Origin of the sequence: Streptomyces sp. WAC05374, assembly GCF_004353505.1 — a bacterium.
Taxonomy (GTDB): Bacteria; Actinomycetota; Actinomycetes; order Streptomycetales; family Streptomycetaceae; genus Streptomyces.
In genome coordinates, this window is record NZ_SMNQ01000001.1 from 406,215 (window position 1) to 428,852 (window position 22,638).

Below are 22,638 nucleotides of genomic sequence, written 5' to 3' on the forward strand. Positions count from 1 at the left end.
TACGAGCGGGCTCCGCACTGATCACCGGATTCCGGCCACACGGTGCCGTCGCCCGCCGGGCACGCGCGGTCAGGGCCGCTGTCCGAGCGCCGCGTACAGGGCCCGGACGAGGCTGTCGCTGCGCCGGTCGTCGTCGGTGCCACCGTTCACGTACCTGTTCATGGTGTACGCGTACGAGACCCGGTTCTCGGGGTCGGCGAACGCGTACGAGCCGCCCGCGCCCGCGTGCCCGAACGCCCGTGGATTGGGGCCGGCGCCGCCCTCGTTGAGCTTGAAGCCCAGCGCCCACGCGCCTCCGTCGCCCAGCACGAGGTCCGGGTCGCCGGGCGCGCCCTGCCGGGTCCGCAGGGCCTCCAGGGTCCCCTCCCCCACGAGCGTGCCGTTGGCCAGCGCCCCGTAGACGGCGGCGAGCCCCCGGGCCGTGGCGAAGGCGTTGGTGGCCGGTATCTCGGCGCTGCGGAAGGCCGCGCTGTTGACCTCGCCGAAGGGCATGTGGCCGAGTGCCAGGACGACCGGTGCCATGGGGTGCGCGTCCATGGAGGTCACCGGCGGCCGGGGCGCACCCGGGACGGTGTCCGCCACCCGCGAGAGGTCCGGGTGCCCGACCATGTCGGCGCACCGGCCGTGCTCGGACGCGGGAGTGCCGATGAACAGGTCGACGCCGAGGGGTTGGGCGATCTCGGTGCGCAGGAAGGTGCCGAGGGACTGCCCCGAGACGCGCCGTACGACCTCGCCGACCAGGAAGCCGAACGTCATGCCGTGGTATCCCGCCGCCGTTCCCGGCTCCCACCACGGTCTGGTGGCGGCGATCGCTGCGCAGGCCCGGTCCCAGTCGTGGACCTCCTCGACCGTGAGCGGCTCCCTCGGGGCGATCAGTCCGGCGCGGTGGCCGAGCAGCCAGCGTACGGGGATGTCCGCCTTGCCCTCCTGGGCGAACTCGGGCCAGTAGGCCGCCACGGGGGCGTCGAGGTCGAGTGCGCCACGGTCGGCGAGCACATGGGCGCAGAGGGCGGTGAGCCCCTTGGTGGTCGAGTAGACGGTCACCAGGGTGTCGCGCCGCCACGGCCGGAGGCCCTCGGCGTCGGCGGTGCCGCCCCACAGGTCGACGACGGTCTCACCGTCCACGGTGGCGCGCACCGCCGCGCCGATGTCGCCGCGTTCGGTGAAGCAGCGGGCGAACTCCTCCCGTACGCCCTCGAATCCGGGTGCACAGATGCCGTGCACGTCCGCCGTTGTCATGCCGTCGCTCCCTGATCGGGTCGTCCTGTGGTGCGCGACAGCCTTCCCATCCGGCCAAGTGGACAACGGGGTAATGATTTTCGATCATCGCCGGTCCGTCGGAGGGGGTGGCGCGTACGCTTGCGCGACGGTGACCACCCGGGTCGTTCTCGTGTGCGAGGGGGTGCTCGTGAGGCAGTCGGTGCGCGCCGAGAGCGGCTTCGCCTACGGTGTGATCGGGGCGGACGTCCATGTCTTCGGCGACGGTGTGCCGGTGTACCTGCTCCAGCGCTGGGCACCGGGTCGCAGGCCCGACGACGCGTTCCTGTGCGAGGTGCCGAGCCGGATGCTCAACGCCCGTTTCCAGGTGGTGGAGTTCACCGGGCGTACGGCCGAGTTGGCGTCGCTGCGGCGTTGGCGGGACGAGGGTGCCGGGTTGGCCGTGCGGTGGCTGCACGCGCCGGGTGGCCAGGGGAAGACGCGGCTGGCCGAGCACTTCGCGCAGGAGGCGGCGGGCGACGGGTGGCTGGTCGTCACCGCGACGCATGGTCCGGGCACCGTCCTGCCGCCTCCGGGGAGCCAGGACCTCAGGGCGGGGGCGGCGCCGGAGCGCGGCACGCTGCTGATCGTGGACTATGCCGACCGCTGGCCCCTGTCGCACCTGCTGCTGCTGTTGGGCAACGCGCTGCTGGATCGCCCCGGCGGGCGCGGTGCGCGGGTGCTGCTGCTCGCCCGGGGCGAGGACGCGTGGCCCGGCGTACGCGCCGCTGTGGCCGAGCGCCGTGCGGGCACGTCGTCCCAGTTCCTGCCGCCCCTGTCCGAGACCTCCCCCGGCGGGGCCGGTTCCGTGGCCTTCGACGGAGCCGAGGCCGGCGCCGGTTCCGTGCTTTCGGACGCGACCGGTGCCGGGGCCCCGCGTGCGGAGATGTTCGCCGTCGCCCGTGACGGTTTCGCGGCCCGGTACGGCGTCCCGTCCGCCGGGATCGCCCCGCCCGCCGCGCTCACCGGTGCGGACTTCGGCCTGACCCTGGCGGTGCACATGGCGGCGCTGGTCGCCGTGGACGCCCGCCGTTCCGGTCGCCGGGCCCCGGCGGACCTGGCCGGGCTGACCGGGTACCTCCTGGACCGGGAGCACCTGCACTGGGCGCGGCTCCACGGCGACGGGGGCCACGAGGTCGCCCCGTCCGGTCCGGCGTTCGTGACACCGCCCGACGTCATGAACCGTACGGTCTTCACCGCCGCCCTCACCGGCCCGGTGGCTCCCGCCGCGGGCCGGGCCGCCCTCGGCGGGCTGGACCTGCGGTTACCGGTCGAGCGGGTGCTCGCGGACCACGCCGTGTGCTATCCGCCGGCCGACCCGGGCCGGGACACCGTGCTGGAGCCGCTCTACCCGGACCGGCTCAGCGAGGACTTCCTGGCGCTCACCCTGCCGGGCCACGAGGCGGACTACCCGGCGCAGGTGTGGGCCGCCCGCACGGTCGGCACCCTGCTGCGGGCCGCCCCCGGTACGCCTGCGGGGCGGTCGGGGGCGGCCGGGAGTCCGAGCTGGACGCCCCGTGCCGTCACGTTCCTGGCGGCGGCCGCCCAGCACTGGCCCCACGTGGGGCCCCGGCATCTGTTCCCGCTCCTCGACGCGGCCCCCGAACTGGCCGTCACCGGTGGTGCCACGGCGCTGAGCACCCTGGCCGCGCTGGACGACATCCCGCCCGCGCTCCTGGAGGCCGTCGCCGCCCACTTCCCGTCGTACCACCGGCCGAGCCCCGACCTGGACGCGGGCATCGCCGCCGTCAGCGGCCGGCTGCTGCCCCACCGGCTGGCGCGTGCCGCGAACGTCAACGAGCGGGCGATCGAGCACCACCAGCACGGCATCCGGCTCTTCCACGCGGGGCGGCTGGAGGAGGCCCTGGCCATGGCGGAGGCCGCCGTCACGGCGTTACGGGCGGTCGACCGGCGCCGCATCCCGCATCCTCCGTCGGCGCGCGAGGTGGAGGCGAACCTCGCCGTGGCGCTCAAGACGTACGGCACCCGGCTCGCCTCCCTCGGGCGGCGCGCCGAGGCGCTGGCGGTCACCGAGGAGGCCGTCACGCTGCTGCGCGGGCTGGCCGGTCACGACGAGCGGTTCGTGCCCGCACTGGCGGGCGCCCTGCTCACCCTGGGGCGCGATCTGTCCCGTGCGGGCCGCTGGCGGGAGGCGGCGGCCGCGGCCGAGGAGTGCGTACGCCTGCACCGGGCGCTGGCCGCGTCGGACCCGGAGCAGCACGAGCCGGACCTCTCGGCGGCGCTGGTCACGCTCGGGCTGTGCCACGGGCAGACGGGCCGGCCCGGGGAGGCGGTGGCGGCGGTGCGCGACGGGGTGGCCATCCTGCGCCGGCTCGCTACGGCGGAGCCGTCCGCGTACGCCCCGGCCCTGGCCAACGCCCTGTCCAATCTGGCGGCGGCGCTCGCCCGCACGGGCCATCAGGACGGCGTTCCCACGGCGCGGGAGGCGGCGGACCTCTACCGGCGGCTCGCCACCGTGAACCCGGCCGTCTACGAGCCGGAGCTGGCGGACGTGCTGGCCGGGCTCGCCCTCCGGTTGCTCCAGGCGGGTCAGCCGCGGGAGGGGTTGTCGGCGGCGTACGAAGGGGTGACGATCCTGCGCCGGCTGGCGGCCCGTCAGCCGGAGGCGCACGCTCACGCGCTGGCCGAGGCCCTGGGGGCGCTGAGCACGATGCTGCTGGTCACGCGCCGACTGGACGAGGCCGTCGCTGTGGCGGACGAGTGCGCGGCCGTACGCCGCCGGATGGCGGAGGCCGATCCGGAGATCGCCCCGCGGTACGCCTTCACCCTGCTCAACGCCACGGGTGTGCGCGCGGAGGCGGGCGGGGCACGGCTGGACGAGGCCGTGGCCCTGTTCGGCGAGGCGGCGGAGGTGCTCGCTCGGTGCCGGGACGTGCCCCCGGGGATCACGGGGCTGCGGCACGCGGTCGGTTCGCGGCTCGCCGAACGGCTGGCCGCCGAAGGCCGCGCCGATGCCGCCGACCGCGTCCGCCGCGCCCTCGACGACGCCCGCTAGGGCCTGTCTGACAAATGATCACCTGGTTGCTTCGCGAAGCCAGAGGATCAGCGAGGCCAGAACGACTCCGGCCCGGTAACGGGTGGCGAGTTTGTCGAACTTGGTCGCGATCGCACGGAACTGCTTGAGGCGGGCGAAGCATCGTTCGACCACGTTGCGATCGCGGTAGATCTCCTTGTCGAAGGCGGGTGGGCGGCCGCCGCGGGTTCCACGTCGCAGGCGGTTGGCCACCTGGTCGCGGCGTTCGGGGATCGTGGCAACGATGCCCCGGCGCCGCAGCAGGTGGCGTATCGCCCGGCTGGAATATGCCTTGTCGCCCAGCACCCGCGTCGGTGTCGTGTGAGGTCGGCCCGTAACGGCGCGCGGGATGCGGATGCTGTCGAGGGCCTGGCCGAAGGCGGTGGCGTCGTTGACGTTGCCGGGTGTGAAGGTGATGGACAGCGGGAGGCCGCGGCCGTCGACGGCGATATGAACTTTGGTGGTCAGCCCGCCCCGGGACCGGCCGAGGGCCTGGCGCGCCTGCGAGTGGCCCGGATCTTCCGGTTCGTCCCCGCACGCGGCCCCTTTTTACGGGCGCCGGCCGCGTGCTGGTGAGATCGGTTGATCGTGGAGTCGACAGCGACGGTCCACTCCACCCGGCCCATTGCGTCGTCGCGGACCTGGACGTGTTCCAGTAGCTTCGCCCAGGTCCCGTCCGCTTCCCAGCGGGCGAACCGCTCGTAGACGGTCTGCCAGGGGCCGTACCGCTCGGGCAGATCGCGCCACGGAGCCCCGGTCCGCAGCCGCCACAGCACCCCGTTGACCACCTGCCGGTGATCACGCCACGGACGACCGTGTCCGCCCACCCTCGGCAACAAGGGCTCTATTCGCTCCCACGCCGCATCCGTCAGCTCACCTCGACCTGCCACAAGATCAATGATCAGACCGGCTATAGAGTCCCGCCTGTGGCGAATCATCAAGACGAGACCAGGGCGGCCTACGACGGAGTCGTCGAGCTGTACGCATCACTGTTCGCGGACCGGCTGGAGACACAACCGTTTGCCCGGGCCATGATCGGCACCTTCGCCGAACTGGTTCGCGCGACAGGCAACCTGCAGACAGCGGACGTCGGGTGCGGGCCCGGACATCTGACGGCCATGCTGCACGAACTGGGCCTGGACGCCTTCGGACTCGACCTCTCCCCTGGCATGGTCGATCACGCCCGGCGGGCCCATCCGGCACTGCGCTTCCAGGAGGCGCGGATGGAGTCCCTGCCGATCGAAGACGGCGTACTCGGCGGCATACTGGCCCACTACTCGATGATCCACACCCCTCCGGGAGAACTCCCGAAGCTGCTCGCCGAGCAGGGACGCGTCCTGGCTCCGGGTGGCCTGCTCCTGATCTCCTTCTTCGGGACCGACGGACCGGAGCCGGTCCAGTTCGACCACAAGGTGACACCTGCCTACAGCTGGCCGGCGGACCGCCTCGCCGAACTGCTTGCCGATGCCGGGCTTGTTCCCTTCGCCCGGCTGCTCCACGATCCGGCCTCTGAACGGGGTTTCCTCGACTCCCACCTGCTGGCCCGCCGTTCGTAGGTCCTGCCCGGCAATGCCCGCCGGGTGGTCACTCCGGGCTGCCGGCCAGGCGGGCGCTCGCTGATCCGACGGAGATTGTCAGACAGGCCCTAGTCCCCCGGCCCCGCCGGTACGGGGGCGGGGTCCGCGGGGGCGAGGCCGTCGGCGACCAGGCCGTCGAGCACGGCTTCGCCGAGGGCCCGTACGGCGGACTGGGGCCGCACCATGACGGTGAACTCCCTGATCCGGCCCGCCTCGTCCGGGTGGAGCAGATCGATGCCGTGGATCTCCTTGCCCCGCACGGTCGCCCGGAACGGCAGGATCACCGCGGCAGCGGCCCGGCCGTCGCCACTGGTCTCGGCCTCGCCCTCGAAGTGCCCGATGTAACGGAAGTCCTCGAAGGTGCGCATCAGGACGCCGAACAGCCCCAGGACCGCGGGCTTGCCGTCGAAGGGGGTGAACTTCACCGGGCTGTAGAGGCGGATGTCCTCGGTGAACAGGTCGTCCAGTGCGGCGAGATCGCCTGCCTCCACCGCGGCGCGGAACTGCTCGACGGTCTTCTCCATGGTTGTTCCTCCCATACCGAAACCTGCCCACCCTTGCCGAGTCCATAGTCAAAAAACTGACTACTCACTTTTTTGAGTATGATGCGCGGACGGACGACGAAAGGGAAGGGGGCCGCGCGATGGCCTTGCGGCATGCCGTCCTGGCGGCGCTGCTGGACGACGAGTACAGCGGGTACCAGTTGGCGAAGGCGTTCGACATCGGCGTCGCGAACTTCTGGCACGCCCTGCCCCAGCAGCTCTACGCCGAGCTGACCAAGCTGGAGAAGGAGGGGCTCGTCGCGGGCCGCGAGGTGGTCCAGGAGACCCGGCCCAACAAGCGCCTGTTCCGGGTCACCGACGCCGGCCGCGCGGAGCTGGAGAGGTTCGCGGCGGCGGCCTCCAAGCCGTCGTTCATCCGTGACGACCTGCTCGTCAAGGTCCAGGCCGCCGACCGCGTCGGCACCGGTCCCGTGATCGAGCAGCTCGAGGAGCGGGCGGCCGCCGCCGACGCCAAGATCGGCATGCTGAACGAGCTGCTGCGGCACCTGCGGGGCGACGCCGGCGAGGACGAATTCCTGCTCCGGGGCGAGCGGATCGGGCCGTACCTCACCTGCCTGCGCGGCCTGTCCTTCGAGCGGGAGCACCGCGACTGGTGCCTGCGGATCGCGGCCGTCCTGCGGAAGCGGCAGGCCCGGGAGCCCCACGGACAGGGGCGGTCAGCGAAGGGGCGGGAGGCCGGCCGTGGCGAGCGGTGACCACCTGCGGTACGTCGCCCTGGGCGACAGCATGACGGAAGGGGTCGGCGACGGGGACGACACCGTGGGTCTGCGGGGCTGGGCCGACCGGCTCGCCGAGCACCTCGCGGCCGTCGACCCCGGTCTCCGGTACGCCAATCTGGCCGTACGGGGTCGGCTCGCGGGACAGGTCCGCGCCGAGCAGCTCGCACCGGCCCTGGCGCTCCGCCCGGACGTCGCCACCGTGGTCGCCGGGGTGAACGACCTGCTCCGGCCCCGGTTCGACGCCGCGGAGGTGGCCGGGCACGTGGAGGAGATGTTCGCCGCGCTGACCGCCGCCGGCGCCCGGGTGGTGACGCTCACGTTCCCGGACGTGGGGCGGATCGCACCACTCGCCCGGCCGCTCAGGTCCCGGGTGTTCGAACTGAACGCCCGCATCGGCGCCGCGGCCGCGCGCCACGGCGTCACAGTGGCCGACACCACCCGGTCGGCGGTCGTCACCGACCCACGGCTGTGGACCGAGGACCGGCTGCACGCCGGCCCCCTCGGCCACGAGCGGATCGCCGCCGCCGTGGCCCACGCGCTCGGCCTGCCCGGCAGCGACGAAAGCTGGGCGCTCCCCCTGCCCGCCCGGGCGGCCGCCTCGCCCTGGCACGCCGCCCGGGCCGAAGTGCGCTGGGCGGCCGCCTTCCTCGCCCCCTGGCTGGCCCGCCGTCTGCGCGGCCGCTCCACCGGCGACGCCCGCACCGCGAAGCGCCCGGAGCTGCTGCCCCTGCACCCGCGGCCCTGAGGGACGGCGCCCACGGCCCGTTCCAGTCGCCCGGTGGCGGAATCCCGTAGGCTCGGCGGATGGCGAAGTACTTCGACGTGCACCCCGACAACCCTCAGCGGCGCACCATCAGCAGCGTGGTCGACCTCATCCGTGACGGCGCGCTCGTCGCGTATCCGACGGATTCCTGTTTCGCCCTGGGGTGCCGGCTCGGCAACCGTGACGGCATCGGCCGGATCAGGTCCATCCGCAACCTCGACGACCGTCACCACTTCACGCTCGTGTGCGAGAACTTCGCGCAACTGGGCCAGTTCGTGCACGTCGACAACGACGTGTTCCGGGCGATCAAGGCGGCGACGCCGGGCAGTTACACCTTCATCCTCCCCGCGACGAAGGAGGTGCCCCGCCAGCTCCTCCACCCGAAGAAGAAGACCGTCGGCGTCCGCATCCCCGACCACGTCGTCACGCAGACCCTGCTGGCCGAACTCGGTGAGCCGCTCCTCTCCAGCACCCTCCTCCTGCCGGACGAGGAGGAGCCCCTGACACAGGGGTGGGAGATCAAGGAGCGGCTCGACCACGTGGTGGACGCCGTGGTCGACTCGGGCGACTGCGGCACCGAACCGACCACGGTCGTCGACTTCTCCGGCGGCGAGCCCGAGGTCCTACGCCGTGGGGCGGGCGACCCGGCACGGTTCGAGTAGCCACTCGCGGGGCCGGCCCAGGGTCGCCCCCGTGACCAGCAGCCCGGCGCGAGCCGGGGGCCACCCCTGTGACGGTGGCCGGGGCTGGCAGTGTCCCGTGGACCACATGAGGTAATTGATCCATGCGTTACTTCATGTACGACGTCACGGGTGGGACGGTCGACGAGCCTGACCCCAAGACGATGAGACGAGTGCTCGACGGTCTGGCGCAGGCCGATGACGAGCATCCCGATGTCTCACTCACCCACGAGAGCGGGTGGTGCCTGAGCGCCTTCAGCGGCGGTCTGCTGGTCTGGGAGAACCCGGACGAGGATGCGATGGCTCCGGGAGAGATGCGCGATGTCGCCCGCGAGGAGGTTCTTCGGCTCTTCGGACTGCTGGCGGCGGGTGATGTCGCGGCGATTGAGGCGCTCCCCTGGCAGAGGTGACCGGCCTTGGCGTCAGGTTGGGCCCCAGAGGAAGACTGCTGCGACCGAGGATCGACCGCCACGCGGCGGATCCGGCGGCAGCAGTCGCCGGATCCGCTCCCCGCCCGCATCGCCCAGCCCGCCACTAGCCCAGCGGCAGCAGCCAGAGCACCGGTGCCACCGGCTCGATGAGCTGCCGCGCCTCGCCCAGACGCTGGAGCCCGTCGAGGCCGCCGAACTGCTCGGTCACCGTGGGCACCTTGGACCGGTGCTCGGGGGCCACGGCGATCGACGCGAGGTCGTCGACCCGGTTGAGGAGGGACGGCCCCTGGGGACCGGGCGCGGGCACGATGACCGCTCCGGCGGAGGGGGCCGACAGGGCGGAGGCACCGGCGGCGACGACGAGTGCGGTGAGGAGACGCTGAGTCTTGGTCATAACCCGACCAACGCCTCAATCAACCACCGGTCACGGCTTGTCCGCCTACGTCCGTTTCCACGAGCCTTCGCGTTGTGCGCATCGCGGGGGCGGCCGGAAGGACGAGCCGCCATCACGCCGCCCGTGAGCGCCCCGGACGGCCGCGACCGGTCCCCCGTGCCGGTCGCGGGCCGCCTGGTGCCGTCGAGGACGTCACGGTGCGCGGCCGCGCGGGACCCCGGGCAGCGGCTCCGCGCACGGGGTTCCGGCAGACACGTCATGACGCCCCCTCGAAAGGGCGTGCGGCGCCAGCATGGCACCTGCTTCGACACTGGTCAACATAGATATGTGTCGAACTTCGGGGCCATGCCCGCCCGTTGCCCGGCGGGCCGGGGCTATGAGGCGACGGCCGCCTCGGCGGGGGACTCGTCGGCCTCCGGTTCCCGCAACTGCTCGCGTACGTAATTCCAGACCACCGCGATCAGGGCGGCGGCGGGTACCGCGAGGAGGCTGCCCACGATGCCGGCCAGGCTGCCGCCCAGGGCGACCGCCAGGAGGACCACCGCCGCGTGGAGTCCCAGCCCCCGGCTCTGGATCATGGGCTGGAACACGTTGCCCTCGAGCTGCTGCACGACCACGATGATCGCGAGCACGATCAGCGCGTCCGTCAGGCCGTTGGAGACCAGGGCGATGAGCACCGCGACGAGCCCGGCGAAGAGGGCGCCGACGATGGGCACGAACGCCGACACGAAGGTCAGCACCGCGAGCGGAAGTACCAGCGGGACCTTGAGGATCCACAGTCCGATGCCGATGAGGACCGCGTCGAGCAGACCGACGAACGCCTGGGAGCGGACGAACGCGCCGAGGGTCTCCCAACCGCGCGCGGCCACGACCGGGACGTCCGTGGCGAGCCGTCCGGGGAGCTGCCGGGTCAGCCAGGGCAGGAACCGCGGGCCGTCCTTGAGGAAGAAGAACATCAGGAAGAGCGCCAGGACCGCGGTCACCACACCGTTGACCACGGTGCTCACTCCCGCGACCACGGCGGTCACCATGCTGCCGATGCTGTCCTGGACGCGGGCCACGGCCGAGTCGAAGGCGCCGGTGAGCTGGTCGTCACCGATGTTGAGCGGCGGTCCGGCGGCCCACTCGCGCAGCCGCTGGATGCCGGCGACCACACCGTCGGCCAGCTCGCCGGACTGCGACGCCACCGGAACCGCGATCAGCGCCACGATTCCCGTGACCACGAGCAGGAACAGCACCGTCACCACCGACGCGGCAAGGGCCGGGGGCCACCCGCGCCGACGCAGGAAGCGGGCGACGGGCCAGGTCAGTGTGGTGAGGAACAGGCCCACTATGAGAGGCCAGACAACCGACCACATCCGCCCCAGCAGCCACAGGGCCACCGAAACCGCCACAAGGACCAACAGCAATTCGACGGAGACGCGTGCCGATGTGCGCAGCGCGGCAGCGGTTTTCCGGGAACTCAGCGAAGCAGGCATGGGGGCACCCTATGGGTACGCCGTTCACGCCCCGCAATCGCCGCCGACCGGGAAAACGCCGGGCTGTTGGGGAGTGCCTGCCGCGCCGGGCCCGCCGGGCCGCGCCCGTCGGTCCGGTCGGCATAATCGCGGCATGAACACCCGCGCCATCGCCCGCGTACACCTGCTCATCTCCGTGGAACTGACGCTCGCCGGCGCCGTGCTCGCCGCTCTGGGCGGCCTCCTCGTGAGCGGACCCGTCGCCGCGCTGGTCGCGGGTGCCGTGACCGGCGCGGGTGTCCTGCTCGGCTGCCGGTCCATCCGCAGGCGGGTGTTCGCCGGGATCGACGGGGCCGCGAAGGAGGCCCACGACCACGGGTACGCGGAAGGACTGGCGCAGGCGGTGCTCCTGGGCATCGCCACGTACGAGGCCGCGGTGTTCCCCCTGACGGGCGGTGGTGTCTGTGCCGGTGAGCGGTCGGCGCGCCGGACCGTCGCCTACCGCATCGCCGCCGACGACGGACTGCCGCACGCGGTGCGCACCGCTGCCGCGGCCGCGCTGGAGGCCATTGACCACGGCGACGACGCCGAAGCCGCCCGGCTCGCCGTGAAGGACCTCAGCCTCGCGCTGTTCCGTCTGCGCTCGGGTGATTCCGACGCGCGGTGACCCGTGCGGGCGCGGCCCTCAACGGCACAGGAACGACGCCGTCCACAGGGCGTGGGGCGGTCAGGGGCGGACGCGGGCGACGAGGAGGGCGACGTCGTCGTGGTTGCCGCCGTGGCGCAGTTCGCGCAGGAGGCGGTCGCAGGTGTCCTCCAGGGACGGGTCCGGGGTGCGGAGGAGTTCGAGCAGCCGGCCCAGCCGGGTGTCGATGTCCTGGTCGCGCGTCTCGACCAGGCCGTCGGTGTAGAGCACGAGCCGGTCGCCCGGGGAGAGTTCGGCCGTGACGTCGTGGAAGGGGACGCCGCCGACGCCCAGGGGGGCACCGGTGGGCAGGTCGAGCAGCCGGGGACCGCCGTCGGCCCGGATCAGCACGGGCGGGGGGTGGCCGGCGGTGCAGACGCGGCACTGGCCGCGGTGGGGGTCGTACACCGCGTACACGCAGGTGGCGAGGGACGGTTGCAGGCCGGCGGTGATCTCGTCGAGGTGCCGGAGGACTTCGGCGGGTCCGAGGGCCAGCCGGGAGAGTGTCTGGGTCGCGGTGCGCAGCCGGCCCATGGTGGTGGCGGAGTTGATGCCGCTGCCCATCACGTCGCCCACCACGAGTGCGGTGCGCCCGCCGTCCATGGGGATGATGTCGAACCAGTCGCCGCCGACCTCGCTGCCCGCCCCGGCCGGCTGGTAGCGGGAGGCGACGTCCAGTCCGACGAGGTGGCGGGGTGTTTCGGGGAGCAGGCTGCGCTGGAGGGTCAGGGCGGTCTCCCGCTGCTGACGGAAGAGGCGGGCGTTGTCGATGCACACCGCCGCGCGGGCGGCGAGCTCGCTCGCGAGCAGGGCGTCGTCCTCGGTGAACGGCAGCGGGTTGCGGGCGCGTTTCAGGTCGAGGGCGCCCAGCACTTCGCCCCGGGCGATGAGCGGCACCGCCAGGTAGGAGTGGAGCCCGGCCTCGGCGAGGAGATCCGCCGCGTGGTGGTCCCGGGCGATGCAGGACAGGGCGTCGTCGTCGACCTCGGCCACCATGACCGGCCGCGCGGTGCGCACGCACTGGGTGACGAGCCGGTCGGCGCTGTAGTGGGCGGGCTCGCCGGGTCGGTCGGCGGCCTGGACGGCGACGGTCGGGTAGGCGGCCGCCACGGCGAGGGCGCGGATCACGGCGGGCCCGTCGCCCCGGATCCGGGAGGGGCGCCCTTCCAGCACGGTGTCGAGGAGGTCGACCGCGGCGACGTCCGCGAGTTCGGGCACCGCGATGTCGGCCAGTTCGCGGGCGGTCTGCTCCAGGTCGAGCGTGGTGCCGATGCGTACCGACGCGTCGGCCACCAGGGCCAGGCGGTCGCGCGCCCGCTCGGCCTCCCTCGCCGCCCGGTAGCGGTCGGTCACGTCGATCACCGAGACGGCGAGACCCAGGACCCGGCCGCCGACGTCCTCCAGCCGGTACAGGGACACCGACCAGGCACGGTCGGTGCCGGGGTCCGCCGGGATACGGCCCACCATCTGGCGGTCCAGCACCGGTACGCCGCTCACCAGGACGCTCCGCATCGCTTCCTCGGCCGCCTCGGCGTCGACGAACGGGAGGAGTTCCGCGACCCTGCGGCCCTTGTGCCGCTCCGCGCTCAGGCCGTCGATCCGCTCCAGGGCGGCGTTGACGCCCACGTACCGCAGGTCGGTGTCCAGTACGGCCAGACCGATCGGGGACTGGTCCACCAGCCGGACCGACAGGGCCAGGTCCCGCTCCACCCGGCGCAGGGTCGCCCGGTCGGTGGCGAGGCCGAGTGCGTAGTAGTCGCCGCGGTCGTCCAGGAGCCGCATGTTGCGGAACTCCAGGAGGCGTGTGGTGCCGTCCTTGTGCCGGACGGGGAAGTCGCCCGCCCACGCGCCGCTGCTCATCACCTGCTCGAAGAGGCGGAGGACCGCATCGTGATTCTCCTCGGCGACCAGGACGTGCGCCGCGTACTGGCCGAGCGCCTCCTCGGCCGTGTAACCCAGCAGCCGCTCGGCCTGGGGGCTCCACAGCACGATGCGCCCCTCCGCGTCCAGCACCACCGCCGCGACCCCGAGGACGTCGAGCAGGCCCTCCGCCGTCGACGGCTCGACGCCACCCGTTCCGGCCGGGCCCGCACGCGCGCGCGTGCCCCCGCCCGCCGCCCCGGCGGACGGCTCTGGTGCCGCGGCCCCCGGGTCCGCGCGCGCACCCGTCGTCGCCGCCCCGCCCGCCGTGCCACGGTCGGCCGGGGTGCCCTCTGCGCCGCCCATGACCGCTCCTCTCCGTGCTGCCACCGTGCCTCCGTACCGGCGCGCGCGCACGCCGAGGGGCCCGAAACGGCCGCTGGGCCGAGTACCACCGGCTCCCGAGGTCGAACGCCACCGATCGGGGCGCCCCGCGCGGGAGCACCTCCCGCCCCGTGGCAGCCCGCGGCCGGAGCCGCCCGGCCCACGCCGGGACGCCCGGGCAGCGGGAGTGCGGTCGCGTACGGGACGGACCACCATGGAAGGGTGGGGAGGCGGCGCGGGGGCGGTGTGCCGCTTCCCGTCGGCGGCCGCGGGCGTTCTCCAGCGCTGGGGGGCTTCGGAGTTCCACCATGACCACCATGCACAGAGTCGGCCGCGACATCAGTGTGCTCGCGGACTGCCTGGAGGTGCCCGGCATCGGTTTCCTGCCGGTCAACGCCTTCGTCCTGCACGCCGAGGCGCCGGTCGTCGTGGACACCGGCCTCGGATTGCCCGACCGGAACTTCCTGGAGGTGCTCGGTTCGGCGATCGACCCCGCCGAGGTGCGGTGGGTGTGGCTGACCCACCCCGACCGGGACCACACGGGCGGTCTGTTCGCCCTGCTGGACGCGGCTCCGCAGGCACGTGTCGTCACCACCTACATCGGTGCGGGGATCATGTCCACCGAGCGGCCGCTGCCGCGGGAGCGGGTGTTCCTGCTCAACCCGGGGCAGTCGCTGGACGTCGGCGACCGTACGCTCTCCGCGTTCCGGCCGCCGCTCTTCGACAACCCGGCGACGGTGGGCTTCTACGACGACCGGTCGCGCGCCTGTTTCAGTTCCGACTGCTTCGGGGCGCCCATGCCGAGCGCGGACCTCGCCGAGGGCGACGACGCCGGGGGCCTCGTTCCCGAGCAGTTGCGGGCCGCGCAGTTGCTGTGGGCCACCGTCGACAGCCCCTGGGTGCACGCGGTGGACACCGACAAGTACCTGGCGACCGTACGGCCGCTGCGGGAGATGGACCCGGAGACCGTCCTGAGCACCCACCTGCCCGTGGCCACGGGGCTCACCTCCCGGATGGTCGACTCGATCAGCGCGGCCCCCGGGGCGGACCCCTTCATGGGCCCCGACCAGCGGGAGCTGGAACGCATGCTGGCCGGTTTCGAGCCCGGCGGACCGGCGCCGGGGCCGGTGGCGGTGCCGGAGGGAATGCCCGCCGAGGCGCCCGCGCCCGGAGCGCCCACCTGAGCCGCGGTGGGCCCCGACGCGATGAGTTCACGAGAGGCACACCCCGCGTAGGGCGGCCGGTCACCGAGCCGCTCCAGGCTCGGCACCGGTTTGCCATGCTCCCGACAGCAAGGGGTTTCTCTCGTGTTCAGGCACCGTCCTGTCCGGTCGGCCGCGTTCGTCCTCGGTACGGCCCTGGCAGCGCTCGCCGCCACCGTCCCCGCCGGCGCACAGCCCTCCGGCGCGCACTCCACCGGTGCGCGCCCTGCCGACCCGCGCGCCGCCGGTGACGTCCGGTCCCTGCCCGGCGTCGCGCCCCGCGCGGAGACCGCCACGCTGTACGACGACGAGCCGGGCGGCAACGCCGACGCCGACGACCCCGCGATCTGGCGCGACGCCGCCCAGCCCGGCCGCAGCCTGGTCATCGCCACCGCCAAGGAGGGCGGCCTGCGGGTGTACGACCTCGACGCCCGCCTGGTGCAGTCGGTGCCCGCTCCCCCGGCCGCCGGGCCGGACGACGCACCCGGCCGCTTCAACAACGTGGACCTCGTCCACGGCCTGCGGCTCCCGTCGGGCCGCGCCGACGTCGCGGTGACCTCGGACCGCGGCCACGACCGGCTCCGTGTCCACCGCATCACGCCCGGCCGGTCCGGCGGGCCGCTCACCGACGTGACCGACCCCGCCGCGCCGCCGGTCTTCTCGGCCGGCCAGGACGAGATCAACGACCAGCACACCGCCTACGGCCTCGCCACCTGGACCGACCGCGCCACCGGCCGCTCGTACGCGCTCGTCAGCCGGCGCAACCGCACCACGATCGCGTTGCTGGAGCTTCTGCCCACCCCGGCCGGCACCGTCACCTACCGCAAGGTCCGCAGCCTGGACCTGCCGTCCTCGTTCCGGCTGCCCGACGGCACGTCGTGGACGCCGTGCGGGGAGCCGGGCGAACTGCCCCAGGTGGAGGGCATGGTCGTCGACCCGGCCAACGGCATGCTGTACGCCGGGCAGGAGGACGTCGGCATCTGGCGCGTGCGCGCGGACCTGACGGGCGCGGCGCCCCAGCTCATCGACCGCGTCCGCGAGTACGGCGTACCGGCGGCCTTCGACGAGGAGAGCGAGGAGTGCGTGCCGGGCGCCGACCCGGGCTTCGGCGGCTCGCGCCTGTCGGCCGACGTCGAGGGCCTCACGCTGCTCACCGAGGCCGACGGCGACGGCTACCTCCTCGCCTCCAGCCAGGGCGACGACACCTTCGCGCTGTACGACCGTGAGCTGGAGGACGCCAACGAGTACGAGGGTGGCTTCCGCGTCACCGGCACGGCCGACGGAACCGTCGACGGCTCGGAGGAGTGCGACGGCGCCGCCGTCCTCAACGCACCGCTCGGCACGAAGTACCCGCGCGGCCTGCTCGTCGTCCAGGACGGTCACGACTCTCCGGTGGAAGGCGGGCGCGAGGGCACCGACTTCACGTTCGTCGACCTCGGTGACGTCCTGGACCGCGTCGACGGCTGAGCGGCGGACTCCGTCCGGGTGGCCTCGCTGCCCCGGTCAGGGCAGGCCCGGGGGCGGGCGGGTTACCCGCCCGCCCCCGCGTCAACAGCTCCGTAGAACGGGTTCCCGGACGAGGAGTGCGCTGTGCGACGGAAGAATGCGGAACGGCCGGCCCGGTGGGCCGCCGTGGCGGTCGCCGCGGTGACCGGGCTGGCCTCGCTGGCGGCGGCCGTCCCGCACGCCACGGCGGGACCCGCGCGGGGCGCCGAGCCGCCCTCGGGCGCCGTGGTGAGCGAGTGGCTGGCGGCGGTGACCGGCACGGTCGACCCGACGCACGAGCTGACCACCCCGGAGGAGCTGGTCTGGCACACGTTCGTCTCCACGGCCGTCTACAACGCGGTGGTGGGTGTCGAAGGCCGGTACGAGCCGTACCGCTGGCGCGTGCGGGGCCCGCGTACGGCCTCCTCCGAGGCCGCGGCCGCGGCGGCGGCGCACCATGTGCTGCGGACCGGGTTCCCCGCGGCGGCCCCGGAACTGCGCGCGCTGCTGGCGGCGAGCCTGGCGCGGGTGCCGGACGGCCGGGCGGAGGACGAGGGCGTCGCGTTCGGGGAGCGCGCCGCCCGCCACGTCCTCGCGCTGCGCGCCGGGGACGGCCGCGGGGCGTCGGTGCCCTTCCCGGCGCGTCCCGAGCCGGGGGTCTGGCGGCCCACGCCACCGGCCCACCAGCCGTTCACCAGCGCCTGGCTGGGCAGGCTGCGCCCGATGCTGCTGCACTCCCCCAGCCAGTTCCGGCCGGGCCCGCCGCCGCGTCCCGGCTCCGTGCGGTACGCCCGGGACCTGGCCGAGGTGCGGGCGTTCGGCGCCCGGACCGGATCGTTCCGCACTCCCCGGCAGACCGACACCGCGCGCTACTTCAGCAACCTCGACATCCAGGGCGCCCTCGGGGACCTCGCGGCCCGGCACCGTCTCGACATCGCCGACACGGCCCGGCTGTTCGCGGCCGCCAACAGCACCCAGCTCGACGCGGTCATCACCGCGTGGGACGCCAAGCTGCACTACGGCACGTGGCGGCCCATCACCGCCATCCGGGAGGCCGACCGGGACGGCGACCCGGCGAGCCGGCCCGACGCCCACTGGGAGCCGCTGCTCACCACCCCGGCCCACCCGGACTACCTCAGCGGCCACGCGGCGGCGGGCGGCGCCCTGATGGCGACCCTGACCAGGCTGGCCGGCAGCCCTCGCGTCGACGTGCGCATCCTGTCCAGGACCACCGGGAAGACCCGGCACTACCACCACGCGGACGTCTACCACCGCGATGTGGTGGACGCCCGCGTCTGGGCGGGCATCCACACCCGGACCGCCGACACCGTCGCCAACGCGGCCGGCCGACGGCTGTCGGCCTGGGCCCTGGAGCGGTACTTCCGGCCGGTACGCCCCTGACCGCGCCCCGCCCCGGCAAACGGGTGAATGCGGCATACGTCCGTCGTCGGGCGACCGTTACGCAGTCCGGAATGACGCAGCTCCGGAATCCGGTCGCCCCGGTGACCCCCGACGACAAGGACGAGCCCATGATCAAGAAGGTTCTGGCCGCCGCCGGCCTCGCCGCGGCCGTTCTCGGTGCCTCCGCCCCCCTGGCCGCCGCGGCCGGCGACCGTGAGGTGCACACGCAGAACGGCAACTTCTCGACGCAGTCCTACGGCAACACCGGCGCCCCCGAGCCGCAGAGCGCCGGGCGCACCCTGACCGACGCCGACCTGCGCCCCCTGGACGGCCTGGGCCGGTAAGGCGCTCGTACGCTGTCGTTCATGACGGCGTGGCGGGCACAGGGGCCGGTGGTGGCGGTCGTGGCGGCGGGCGGGGCCCTGGGCGCCTGCGCGCGCCACGGCGCGTCGCTGCTGTGGCCGACGGCGGCCGGTGGCTTTCCCTGGACCACGCTGTGCGTCAACGCCGGCGGCTGTGCGCTGATGGGCATGCTGATGGTGGTGATCACCGAGTTCGGGCCGGCCCACCCGCTGGTGCGGCCCTTCCTCGGCACGGGGGTGCTCGGCGGGTTCACCACGTTCTCGGCGTACGCGGTGGACGTCCGTGACCTGCTGACCGGGGACCGGGTCGCGGCAGCGCTGGCGTACCTGGCGCTCACACCGGCGACGGCGCTGGTGGCGGTGGCAACGGCGGCGTGGCTGACGCGCCGCGTACGCGCGTGGAGGCCGGCATGACCGGACCGGTGAGCGGCGCCCGGGCGCTGCGGGCGACCGTCTTCGTGAGCGAGAACGACGTCTGGCGGCACCGACCGGTGTACAGCGAGATCGTGCACCGGGCCCACGAGGCGGGCCTGGCCGGCGCGTCGGTCTTCCGGGGCATCGAGGGTTTCGGGGCGTCGTCCCTGGTCCATACGGCTCGGCTGCTGTCGCTGAGCGAGGACCTGCCCGTCGCGGTCGTCATCGTGGACGACGAGGAGCGCGTACGGGCGTTCCTGCCGCGACTGGACGGGCTGGTCGCGGACGGGCTGGTCGTGCTCGACGCGTGCGAGACCGTGCGGTACGCCGGCGGGGAGCGGGCGCGGTGAACTGGCTGTGGGTGATCGTGGGCGCGGCGGTCGGGGCACCGCTGCGGTACCTGACCGACCGGGCCGTGCAGGCGAGGCACGACTCGGTCTTCCCGTGGGGGACGTTCACCGTCAATGTCGTGGGCTGTCTGGTCCTGGGCGTGCTGACGGGTGCGGTCGTCGCGGGGGCCGCTCCGCCGGGGCTGCGGCTGCTGCTCGGTACGGGGCTGTGCGGGGCGCTCACCACGTACTCGACCTTCTCGTACGAGACGCTGCGGCTGGTGGAGGGCGGGGCGGGGCTCTACGCGGCCGCCAACGTGGCCGGCAGTGTGGCCGCCGGGGTGGGTGCGGTGTTCGCCGGAGTGTTGGTGGCCGGAGTGCTCTGGGCCTGAGGCCCGGCGGCGGCGTACGTACGCTGGGGTTGTGGCGTCCCGTTCCGGCCCGGGAAGTGTGTCATGGCCCTTGGTCACCGTTTCCACGTCGATCAGGACGGTCACTCGGTCACCGTCCAGTTCCTGGGCGCCTCGGGACGGTTCGAGGTCCTGGTGGACGGGAAGGTCGTGGCGTACGGCTCCGGCCGGCGCGCGGGCGGCGCGGTGACGGCGGAGCTGCCCGGGGACCCGCCGCGGCCGGTGCGCGTGATCGTCAGCAACCCCGGCGAGATGGGTGGCGTGCCCTTCTGTGTGCTGGAGACCGGCGGCATGCGCTATCTGATGCCGCAGGTTCCGCTGGGCGGCGCCGGGGAAGGCCCCGCACGCCCGGGGCCGTACCGGCCGGTGCGACGGCTGCGGCGGTCGCTGCGCAGGCTGCTGCGGCGGCTCGGGGGGCGGTCGCGGTGACGGCCCGCGGCGAAGGGCCCGGGGCGCCTCCCGGAGCGGTACGGAACCGGCCGGCGGGGTGGTGGTCCCCTTGACGGACCTGCCGCGTGGTACCGCCGCACCCGCCGTGGCCCGGCTCGGGACGATGGAGCAGGCCGTCGAGTCCATCGGCACCACCCTGGACGAGCGGACGACGTGCGTGGAGCTGGCCCGGTTCCTGTGCGGGCGGCTGTGCGAGGCCGCGGCGGTGGACCTGCTGCCGGAGGGCGACGAAACCGCGCGGCGCGCGGCCGGGCCGGAGCTGAAGCGCGTGGCCACGGCCGGCCGCGCGGAGCTGCTGGCCCCGGGGCTCGCCCGCGCGGGGGACGCGGGGTCTCTGCTCGTGCGCGCTCTGGACGAGGGGCATCCGATCACCGACGCCGTCGGCGCGTCGGACGGCGTCCCGTTGAGCGCCATGTCCGTACCGCTGCTGGGGCAGGGCCGCCTGTACGGGGTGCTGCTGGCGGTCCGCACGGGTGCGCCGTTCAGCGACGACGATGCGGCCGCCGCGCACTACGCGGCCCGCCTCGCGGCCGTCCACCTCGGACACGCCCGCCGGCACACGGCGACGCACAGCACCGCGCTGAACCTCCAGCGGGCCCTGCTGGCCGAGCCGGGGCGGCCCCACCCGAACCTGGACCTCGCCACGTGCTACCTGCCCGCGGGCGGCGGCGCCCTGGTCGGGGGCGACTGGTTCGAGACGGTACGGCTGCACTACGGGCGGACGCTGCTGGTGCTGGGCGACGTGATGGGGCACGGCCTGGACGCCGCCGTCGACATGAACGCCTACCGGTCCATGCTCCGGTACGTCGCCTCCACCGATCTGCCCCCGCACCGGGTGCTGCGCCAGCTCGACGCCGCCGTCGCCGAGGACGCCGGGCGCCGGCCGGCGACCTGCGTGCTGGTCCGGGTCGATCCGGCGCGCGGCAAGGCGGCGTTCGCCAGTGCGGGGCACCTGCCGCCGGCGGTCTTCGCCATGGACGGCACCGGTGAGCTGGTGCACCTGCCGGTCGGGCCGCCGCTGGGCACGGGTGTGGGGGGTTACGAGCTGACCGGCCGTGACCTCACGCCGTCGGACACGCTGTTGCTGTTCACGGACGGCCTGGTGGAGCGGCGCGGCGAGGACATCGACGTGTCGCTGGCCCGCCTGGCCGCGCTGCGCCTCCCACCGGGGGCCGGTCCGCGGGAGCTGCTCGACCAGGTGGTCGACCGGCTGGGCGCGGACGGCGCGGAGGATGACGTCGCGGTGCTGGCCGCGCGCATCCGCCACCGTCCGGAGCGGCATCCGGCGGGACCGGCGGCGTGAGGGGCGGTCCTCACGGTGTGCCGCCGCGCGCGGCGATCTTCGACAGCAGTTGTTTGTCCAGGAGCAGCAGGGCGGTCAGGGCGTGCCGGGAGGCGGCCGCGATGAGGTCGAGGTCCGGCGCGCGGCGGTGCCGGGGCGAGGCGTCGCGGAGGGACTCCTCCAGTTCGGTCAGCGGCCCGTCGAAGCCGCCGCACATGACGGCTGCGGTCCGCAGTGCCTGGACCAGGTCCGGGTCGAGGTCCTGACCGGTGCTGGTCTCCAGCAGGGCGGGTATGAGGTGGCTGATGTGGAGCAGGCTGTGCAGCCTGCGGACGAGTTGGGGCCAGTGGTCGTCGGGGGTGTCGGGAGCGGCCCACGCGGCCCGGGCCGCCTGGATGTCCTGGTGCAGTTCCCGCGCGATGCGCACTTCGGCCCGGCGCGGCTGCTGGGCCTTGAGGGACCAGGAGATGCCCGCGTCCGCGGCCGCGTCGTAGGCGGCCAGCCGGAGTCGCACGAACTGGTCGGGCGGCGCGCATGCGTCGAGGCCCGTGGTCAACTCGAAGTCGTCCATGGGCGGACCGTACCGGCACTTCCGGGAGCGGCGCACCGGTCCGGGCCCAACCCGTTACGTACGTCGGCGCATACCGGCCGTTCCCGTCGCGTTGGGTGTCCGGCCAGGTACGGAGCCGTATGCGTGGGCCATGGCTCGGGCGCCGTGCGGGGGTGCGGGGGCGTCGGACGGCGTGGGCGACGACGGTCTCGGCGGGGGTCGCGGCGGGGGTGCGGAACGGGTCCGGCGTCGGGGGAGTTGGGGTGCGCCGCGCTCATGGCGCGAACGCGGGGCGGGCGGTCACGGGTGACGGGATCTGGTCCCGGGTGCCGCTCGGCGCCGGGGTGGCGGGCTCCGCGCCGCCCGGCGCCGGGGTGCCGACGGCGCCGGGCGCGGGCGGGGCGCTCAGGCGGTGTCGTCGTCCCGGCGGTGCCGGTCCTTCTGGACCGACTCCTGGCCGGTCACACTGGGCGTGAGCGTGTCCGCCGCTTCCTTGTCGTGCTCGTCCGGGCCCCCGTCGTCGAGCCGCAGCTCGGCTTCCTCGAACTCGTCCAGGACCTCGTCGGCGGCGGTCTCGGGCTTGTGATCGCGGTGGTTCATCTCTCTCCTTCGCCTCTCCTTCACCCGGCTTCGCCGGTGTTTCCCGACTTCCTCACCGCCGGGCCTTTACACCTGGTGGGAGTCCGCGGAGCCCGGGGCGTTGTCAGTGGTGCGTGCCGGCATGGGAGCGTGACGACAGACCTGGGCCACCTGCGGCAGTTGCGGCTCGCCAAGGCCGACCACCCCGGCGTCCACCGGCGGGGCTCCACCGCAGGGGGCTGGATTCGGACACGGCGGTACCCCGGGCGAACGGGCGTGATTGGCGCATAAGGAAGTGACGCGCGCGTCGGCGGGGGCCATGACGGACTCCCCGGTGCCCCTCAGGGGGTGGAGGCGCGCGCCCCTCCGC

At 74.0% G+C, this 22,638-nt stretch carries 23 protein-coding genes and 1 pseudogene; 16 read left to right on the plus strand and 8 right to left on the minus strand.

Features of this window, described 5'->3' with window-relative positions; all coding sequences use genetic code 11:
- Positions 1 to 69: 69 nt before the first annotated feature.
- The gene (locus E2B92_RS01905; RefSeq protein ID WP_126885483.1) at positions 70 to 1,239 is read right to left on the minus strand and encodes a serine hydrolase domain-containing protein; all 1,170 of its coding nucleotides are present in this window, start codon (positions 1,237 to 1,239) and stop codon (positions 70 to 72) included.
- A gap of 130 nt (positions 1,240 to 1,369) precedes the next feature.
- Between E2B92_RS01905 and E2B92_RS01910 the strand changes: the two genes are divergently transcribed.
- Complete coding sequence (locus E2B92_RS01910; RefSeq protein ID WP_133087362.1) at positions 1,370 to 4,273, plus strand: tetratricopeptide repeat protein; 2,904 nt, start codon at positions 1,370 to 1,372, stop codon at positions 4,271 to 4,273.
- Here E2B92_RS01910 and E2B92_RS01915 read toward each other — a convergent pair.
- Positions 4,270 to 5,181 (minus strand): annotated as a pseudogene (locus E2B92_RS01915) (IS5 family transposase). The gene E2B92_RS01910 and the pseudogene E2B92_RS01915 sit on opposite strands and share 4 nt — an antisense overlap.
- Before the next feature lie 36 nt (positions 5,182 to 5,217).
- On the opposite strand from E2B92_RS01915, the gene E2B92_RS01920 reads away from it, so the two are divergent.
- Positions 5,218 to 5,847 (plus strand): class I SAM-dependent methyltransferase, encoded by a 630-nt coding sequence (locus tag E2B92_RS01920; RefSeq protein ID WP_126885485.1) that lies wholly within the window; start codon positions 5,218 to 5,220, stop codon positions 5,845 to 5,847.
- 89 nt (positions 5,848 to 5,936) lie between these two features.
- Here E2B92_RS01920 and E2B92_RS01925 read toward each other — a convergent pair whose 3' ends face one another.
- Positions 5,937 to 6,392 (minus strand): nuclear transport factor 2 family protein, encoded by a 456-nt coding sequence (locus E2B92_RS01925; protein ID WP_126885486.1) that lies wholly within the window; start codon positions 6,390 to 6,392, stop codon positions 5,937 to 5,939.
- Between the two features lie 119 nt (positions 6,393 to 6,511).
- Between E2B92_RS01925 and E2B92_RS01930 the strand changes: the two genes are divergently transcribed.
- The 4 genes from E2B92_RS01930 (at position 6,512) to E2B92_RS01945 (ending at position 9,003) form a co-directional block, all read left to right on the plus strand.
- Entirely contained in the window at positions 6,512 to 7,126 is a 615-nt protein-coding gene (locus E2B92_RS01930) for a PadR family transcriptional regulator (protein WP_126885487.1), read from the plus strand.
- Positions 7,113 to 7,895, plus strand: a complete 783-nt coding sequence (locus E2B92_RS01935) for an SGNH/GDSL hydrolase family protein (protein ID WP_126885488.1) — start codon at positions 7,113 to 7,115, stop codon at positions 7,893 to 7,895. The genes E2B92_RS01930 and E2B92_RS01935 overlap by 14 nt, the downstream gene beginning before the upstream one ends.
- A 59-nt stretch (positions 7,896 to 7,954) precedes the next feature.
- Positions 7,955 to 8,575, plus strand: a complete 621-nt coding sequence (locus E2B92_RS01940) for an L-threonylcarbamoyladenylate synthase (RefSeq protein WP_126885489.1) — start codon at positions 7,955 to 7,957, stop codon at positions 8,573 to 8,575.
- Between the two features lie 122 nt (positions 8,576 to 8,697).
- On the plus strand, positions 8,698 to 9,003 hold the full coding sequence (locus E2B92_RS01945; RefSeq protein ID WP_126885490.1) for a hypothetical protein: 306 nt from the start codon (positions 8,698 to 8,700) through the stop codon (positions 9,001 to 9,003).
- A gap of 124 nt (positions 9,004 to 9,127) precedes the next feature.
- On the opposite strand, the gene E2B92_RS01950 is transcribed toward E2B92_RS01945, so the two are convergent.
- Both E2B92_RS01950 and E2B92_RS01955 read right to left on the minus strand, forming a co-directional pair.
- Positions 9,128 to 9,418: a hypothetical protein gene (locus E2B92_RS01950; RefSeq protein ID WP_126885491.1), complete on the minus strand. Its 291-nt coding sequence runs from the start codon at positions 9,416 to 9,418 to the stop codon at positions 9,128 to 9,130.
- 374 nt (positions 9,419 to 9,792) lie between these two features.
- The gene (locus E2B92_RS01955) at positions 9,793 to 10,896 is read right to left on the minus strand and encodes an AI-2E family transporter (protein WP_126885492.1); all 1,104 of its coding nucleotides are present in this window, start codon (positions 10,894 to 10,896) and stop codon (positions 9,793 to 9,795) included.
- Between the two features lie 133 nt (positions 10,897 to 11,029).
- On the opposite strand from E2B92_RS01955, the gene E2B92_RS01960 reads away from it, so the two are divergent.
- Positions 11,030 to 11,542 carry a hypothetical protein gene (locus E2B92_RS01960; RefSeq protein ID WP_126885493.1) on the plus strand — a complete coding sequence of 171 codons (513 nt, stop codon included), beginning with the start codon at positions 11,030 to 11,032 and terminating at the stop codon, positions 11,540 to 11,542.
- Positions 11,543 to 11,602: 60 nt separating this feature from the next.
- Here E2B92_RS01960 and E2B92_RS01965 read toward each other — a convergent pair whose 3' ends face one another.
- Positions 11,603 to 13,786 (minus strand): SpoIIE family protein phosphatase, encoded by a 2,184-nt coding sequence (locus tag E2B92_RS01965; RefSeq protein WP_126885494.1) that lies wholly within the window; start codon positions 13,784 to 13,786, stop codon positions 11,603 to 11,605.
- Positions 13,787 to 14,112: 326 nt separating this feature from the next.
- Here E2B92_RS01965 and E2B92_RS01970 point away from each other — a divergent pair, with 326 nt between their 5' ends.
- The 9 genes from E2B92_RS01970 (at position 14,113) to E2B92_RS02010 (ending at position 21,160) form a co-directional block, all read left to right on the plus strand.
- Positions 14,113 to 14,988 (plus strand): MBL fold metallo-hydrolase, encoded by an 876-nt coding sequence (locus E2B92_RS01970; RefSeq protein ID WP_126885495.1) that lies wholly within the window; start codon positions 14,113 to 14,115, stop codon positions 14,986 to 14,988.
- A 123-nt stretch (positions 14,989 to 15,111) separates the two neighbouring features.
- Positions 15,112 to 16,473 (plus strand): phytase, encoded by a 1,362-nt coding sequence (locus E2B92_RS01975; protein ID WP_126885496.1) that lies wholly within the window; start codon positions 15,112 to 15,114, stop codon positions 16,471 to 16,473.
- A gap of 123 nt (positions 16,474 to 16,596) precedes the next feature.
- Positions 16,597 to 17,892 carry a vanadium-dependent haloperoxidase gene (locus E2B92_RS01980; RefSeq protein ID WP_235023644.1) on the plus strand — a complete coding sequence of 432 codons (1,296 nt, stop codon included), beginning with the start codon at positions 16,597 to 16,599 and terminating at the stop codon, positions 17,890 to 17,892.
- A gap of 71 nt (positions 17,893 to 17,963) precedes the next feature.
- Positions 17,964 to 18,236 carry a hypothetical protein gene (locus E2B92_RS01985; RefSeq protein ID WP_126885497.1) on the plus strand — a complete coding sequence of 91 codons (273 nt, stop codon included), beginning with the start codon at positions 17,964 to 17,966 and terminating at the stop codon, positions 18,234 to 18,236.
- 21 nt (positions 18,237 to 18,257) lie between these two features.
- Positions 18,258 to 18,668 carry a FluC/FEX family fluoride channel gene (locus E2B92_RS01990; protein ID WP_126885498.1) on the plus strand — a complete coding sequence of 137 codons (411 nt, stop codon included), beginning with the start codon at positions 18,258 to 18,260 and terminating at the stop codon, positions 18,666 to 18,668.
- Complete coding sequence (locus E2B92_RS01995) at positions 18,665 to 19,018, plus strand: DUF190 domain-containing protein (RefSeq protein WP_126885499.1); 354 nt, start codon at positions 18,665 to 18,667, stop codon at positions 19,016 to 19,018. Before E2B92_RS01990 ends, E2B92_RS01995 begins: the two co-directional genes overlap by 4 nt.
- On the plus strand, positions 19,015 to 19,389 hold the full coding sequence (gene crcB / locus E2B92_RS02000) for a fluoride efflux transporter CrcB (RefSeq protein WP_126885500.1): 375 nt from the start codon (positions 19,015 to 19,017) through the stop codon (positions 19,387 to 19,389). Before E2B92_RS01995 ends, crcB begins: the two co-directional genes overlap by 4 nt.
- Positions 19,390 to 19,452: 63 nt before the next feature.
- The gene (locus E2B92_RS02005) at positions 19,453 to 19,836 is read left to right on the plus strand and encodes a hypothetical protein (protein ID WP_126885501.1); all 384 of its coding nucleotides are present in this window, start codon (positions 19,453 to 19,455) and stop codon (positions 19,834 to 19,836) included.
- Between the two features lie 61 nt (positions 19,837 to 19,897).
- Positions 19,898 to 21,160: a PP2C family protein-serine/threonine phosphatase gene (locus tag E2B92_RS02010; protein WP_399431605.1), complete on the plus strand. Its 1,263-nt coding sequence runs from the start codon at positions 19,898 to 19,900 to the stop codon at positions 21,158 to 21,160.
- A gap of 10 nt (positions 21,161 to 21,170) precedes the next feature.
- Here the strand turns inward: E2B92_RS02010 and E2B92_RS02015 are convergent, their stop codons facing one another.
- The gene (locus E2B92_RS02015; RefSeq protein WP_126885502.1) at positions 21,171 to 21,710 is read right to left on the minus strand and encodes a hypothetical protein; all 540 of its coding nucleotides are present in this window, start codon (positions 21,708 to 21,710) and stop codon (positions 21,171 to 21,173) included.
- A 384-nt stretch (positions 21,711 to 22,094) separates the two neighbouring features.
- Complete coding sequence (locus E2B92_RS02020) at positions 22,095 to 22,289, minus strand: hypothetical protein (RefSeq protein ID WP_126889654.1); 195 nt, start codon at positions 22,287 to 22,289, stop codon at positions 22,095 to 22,097.
- Between the last annotated feature and the right edge of the window lie 349 nt (positions 22,290 to 22,638).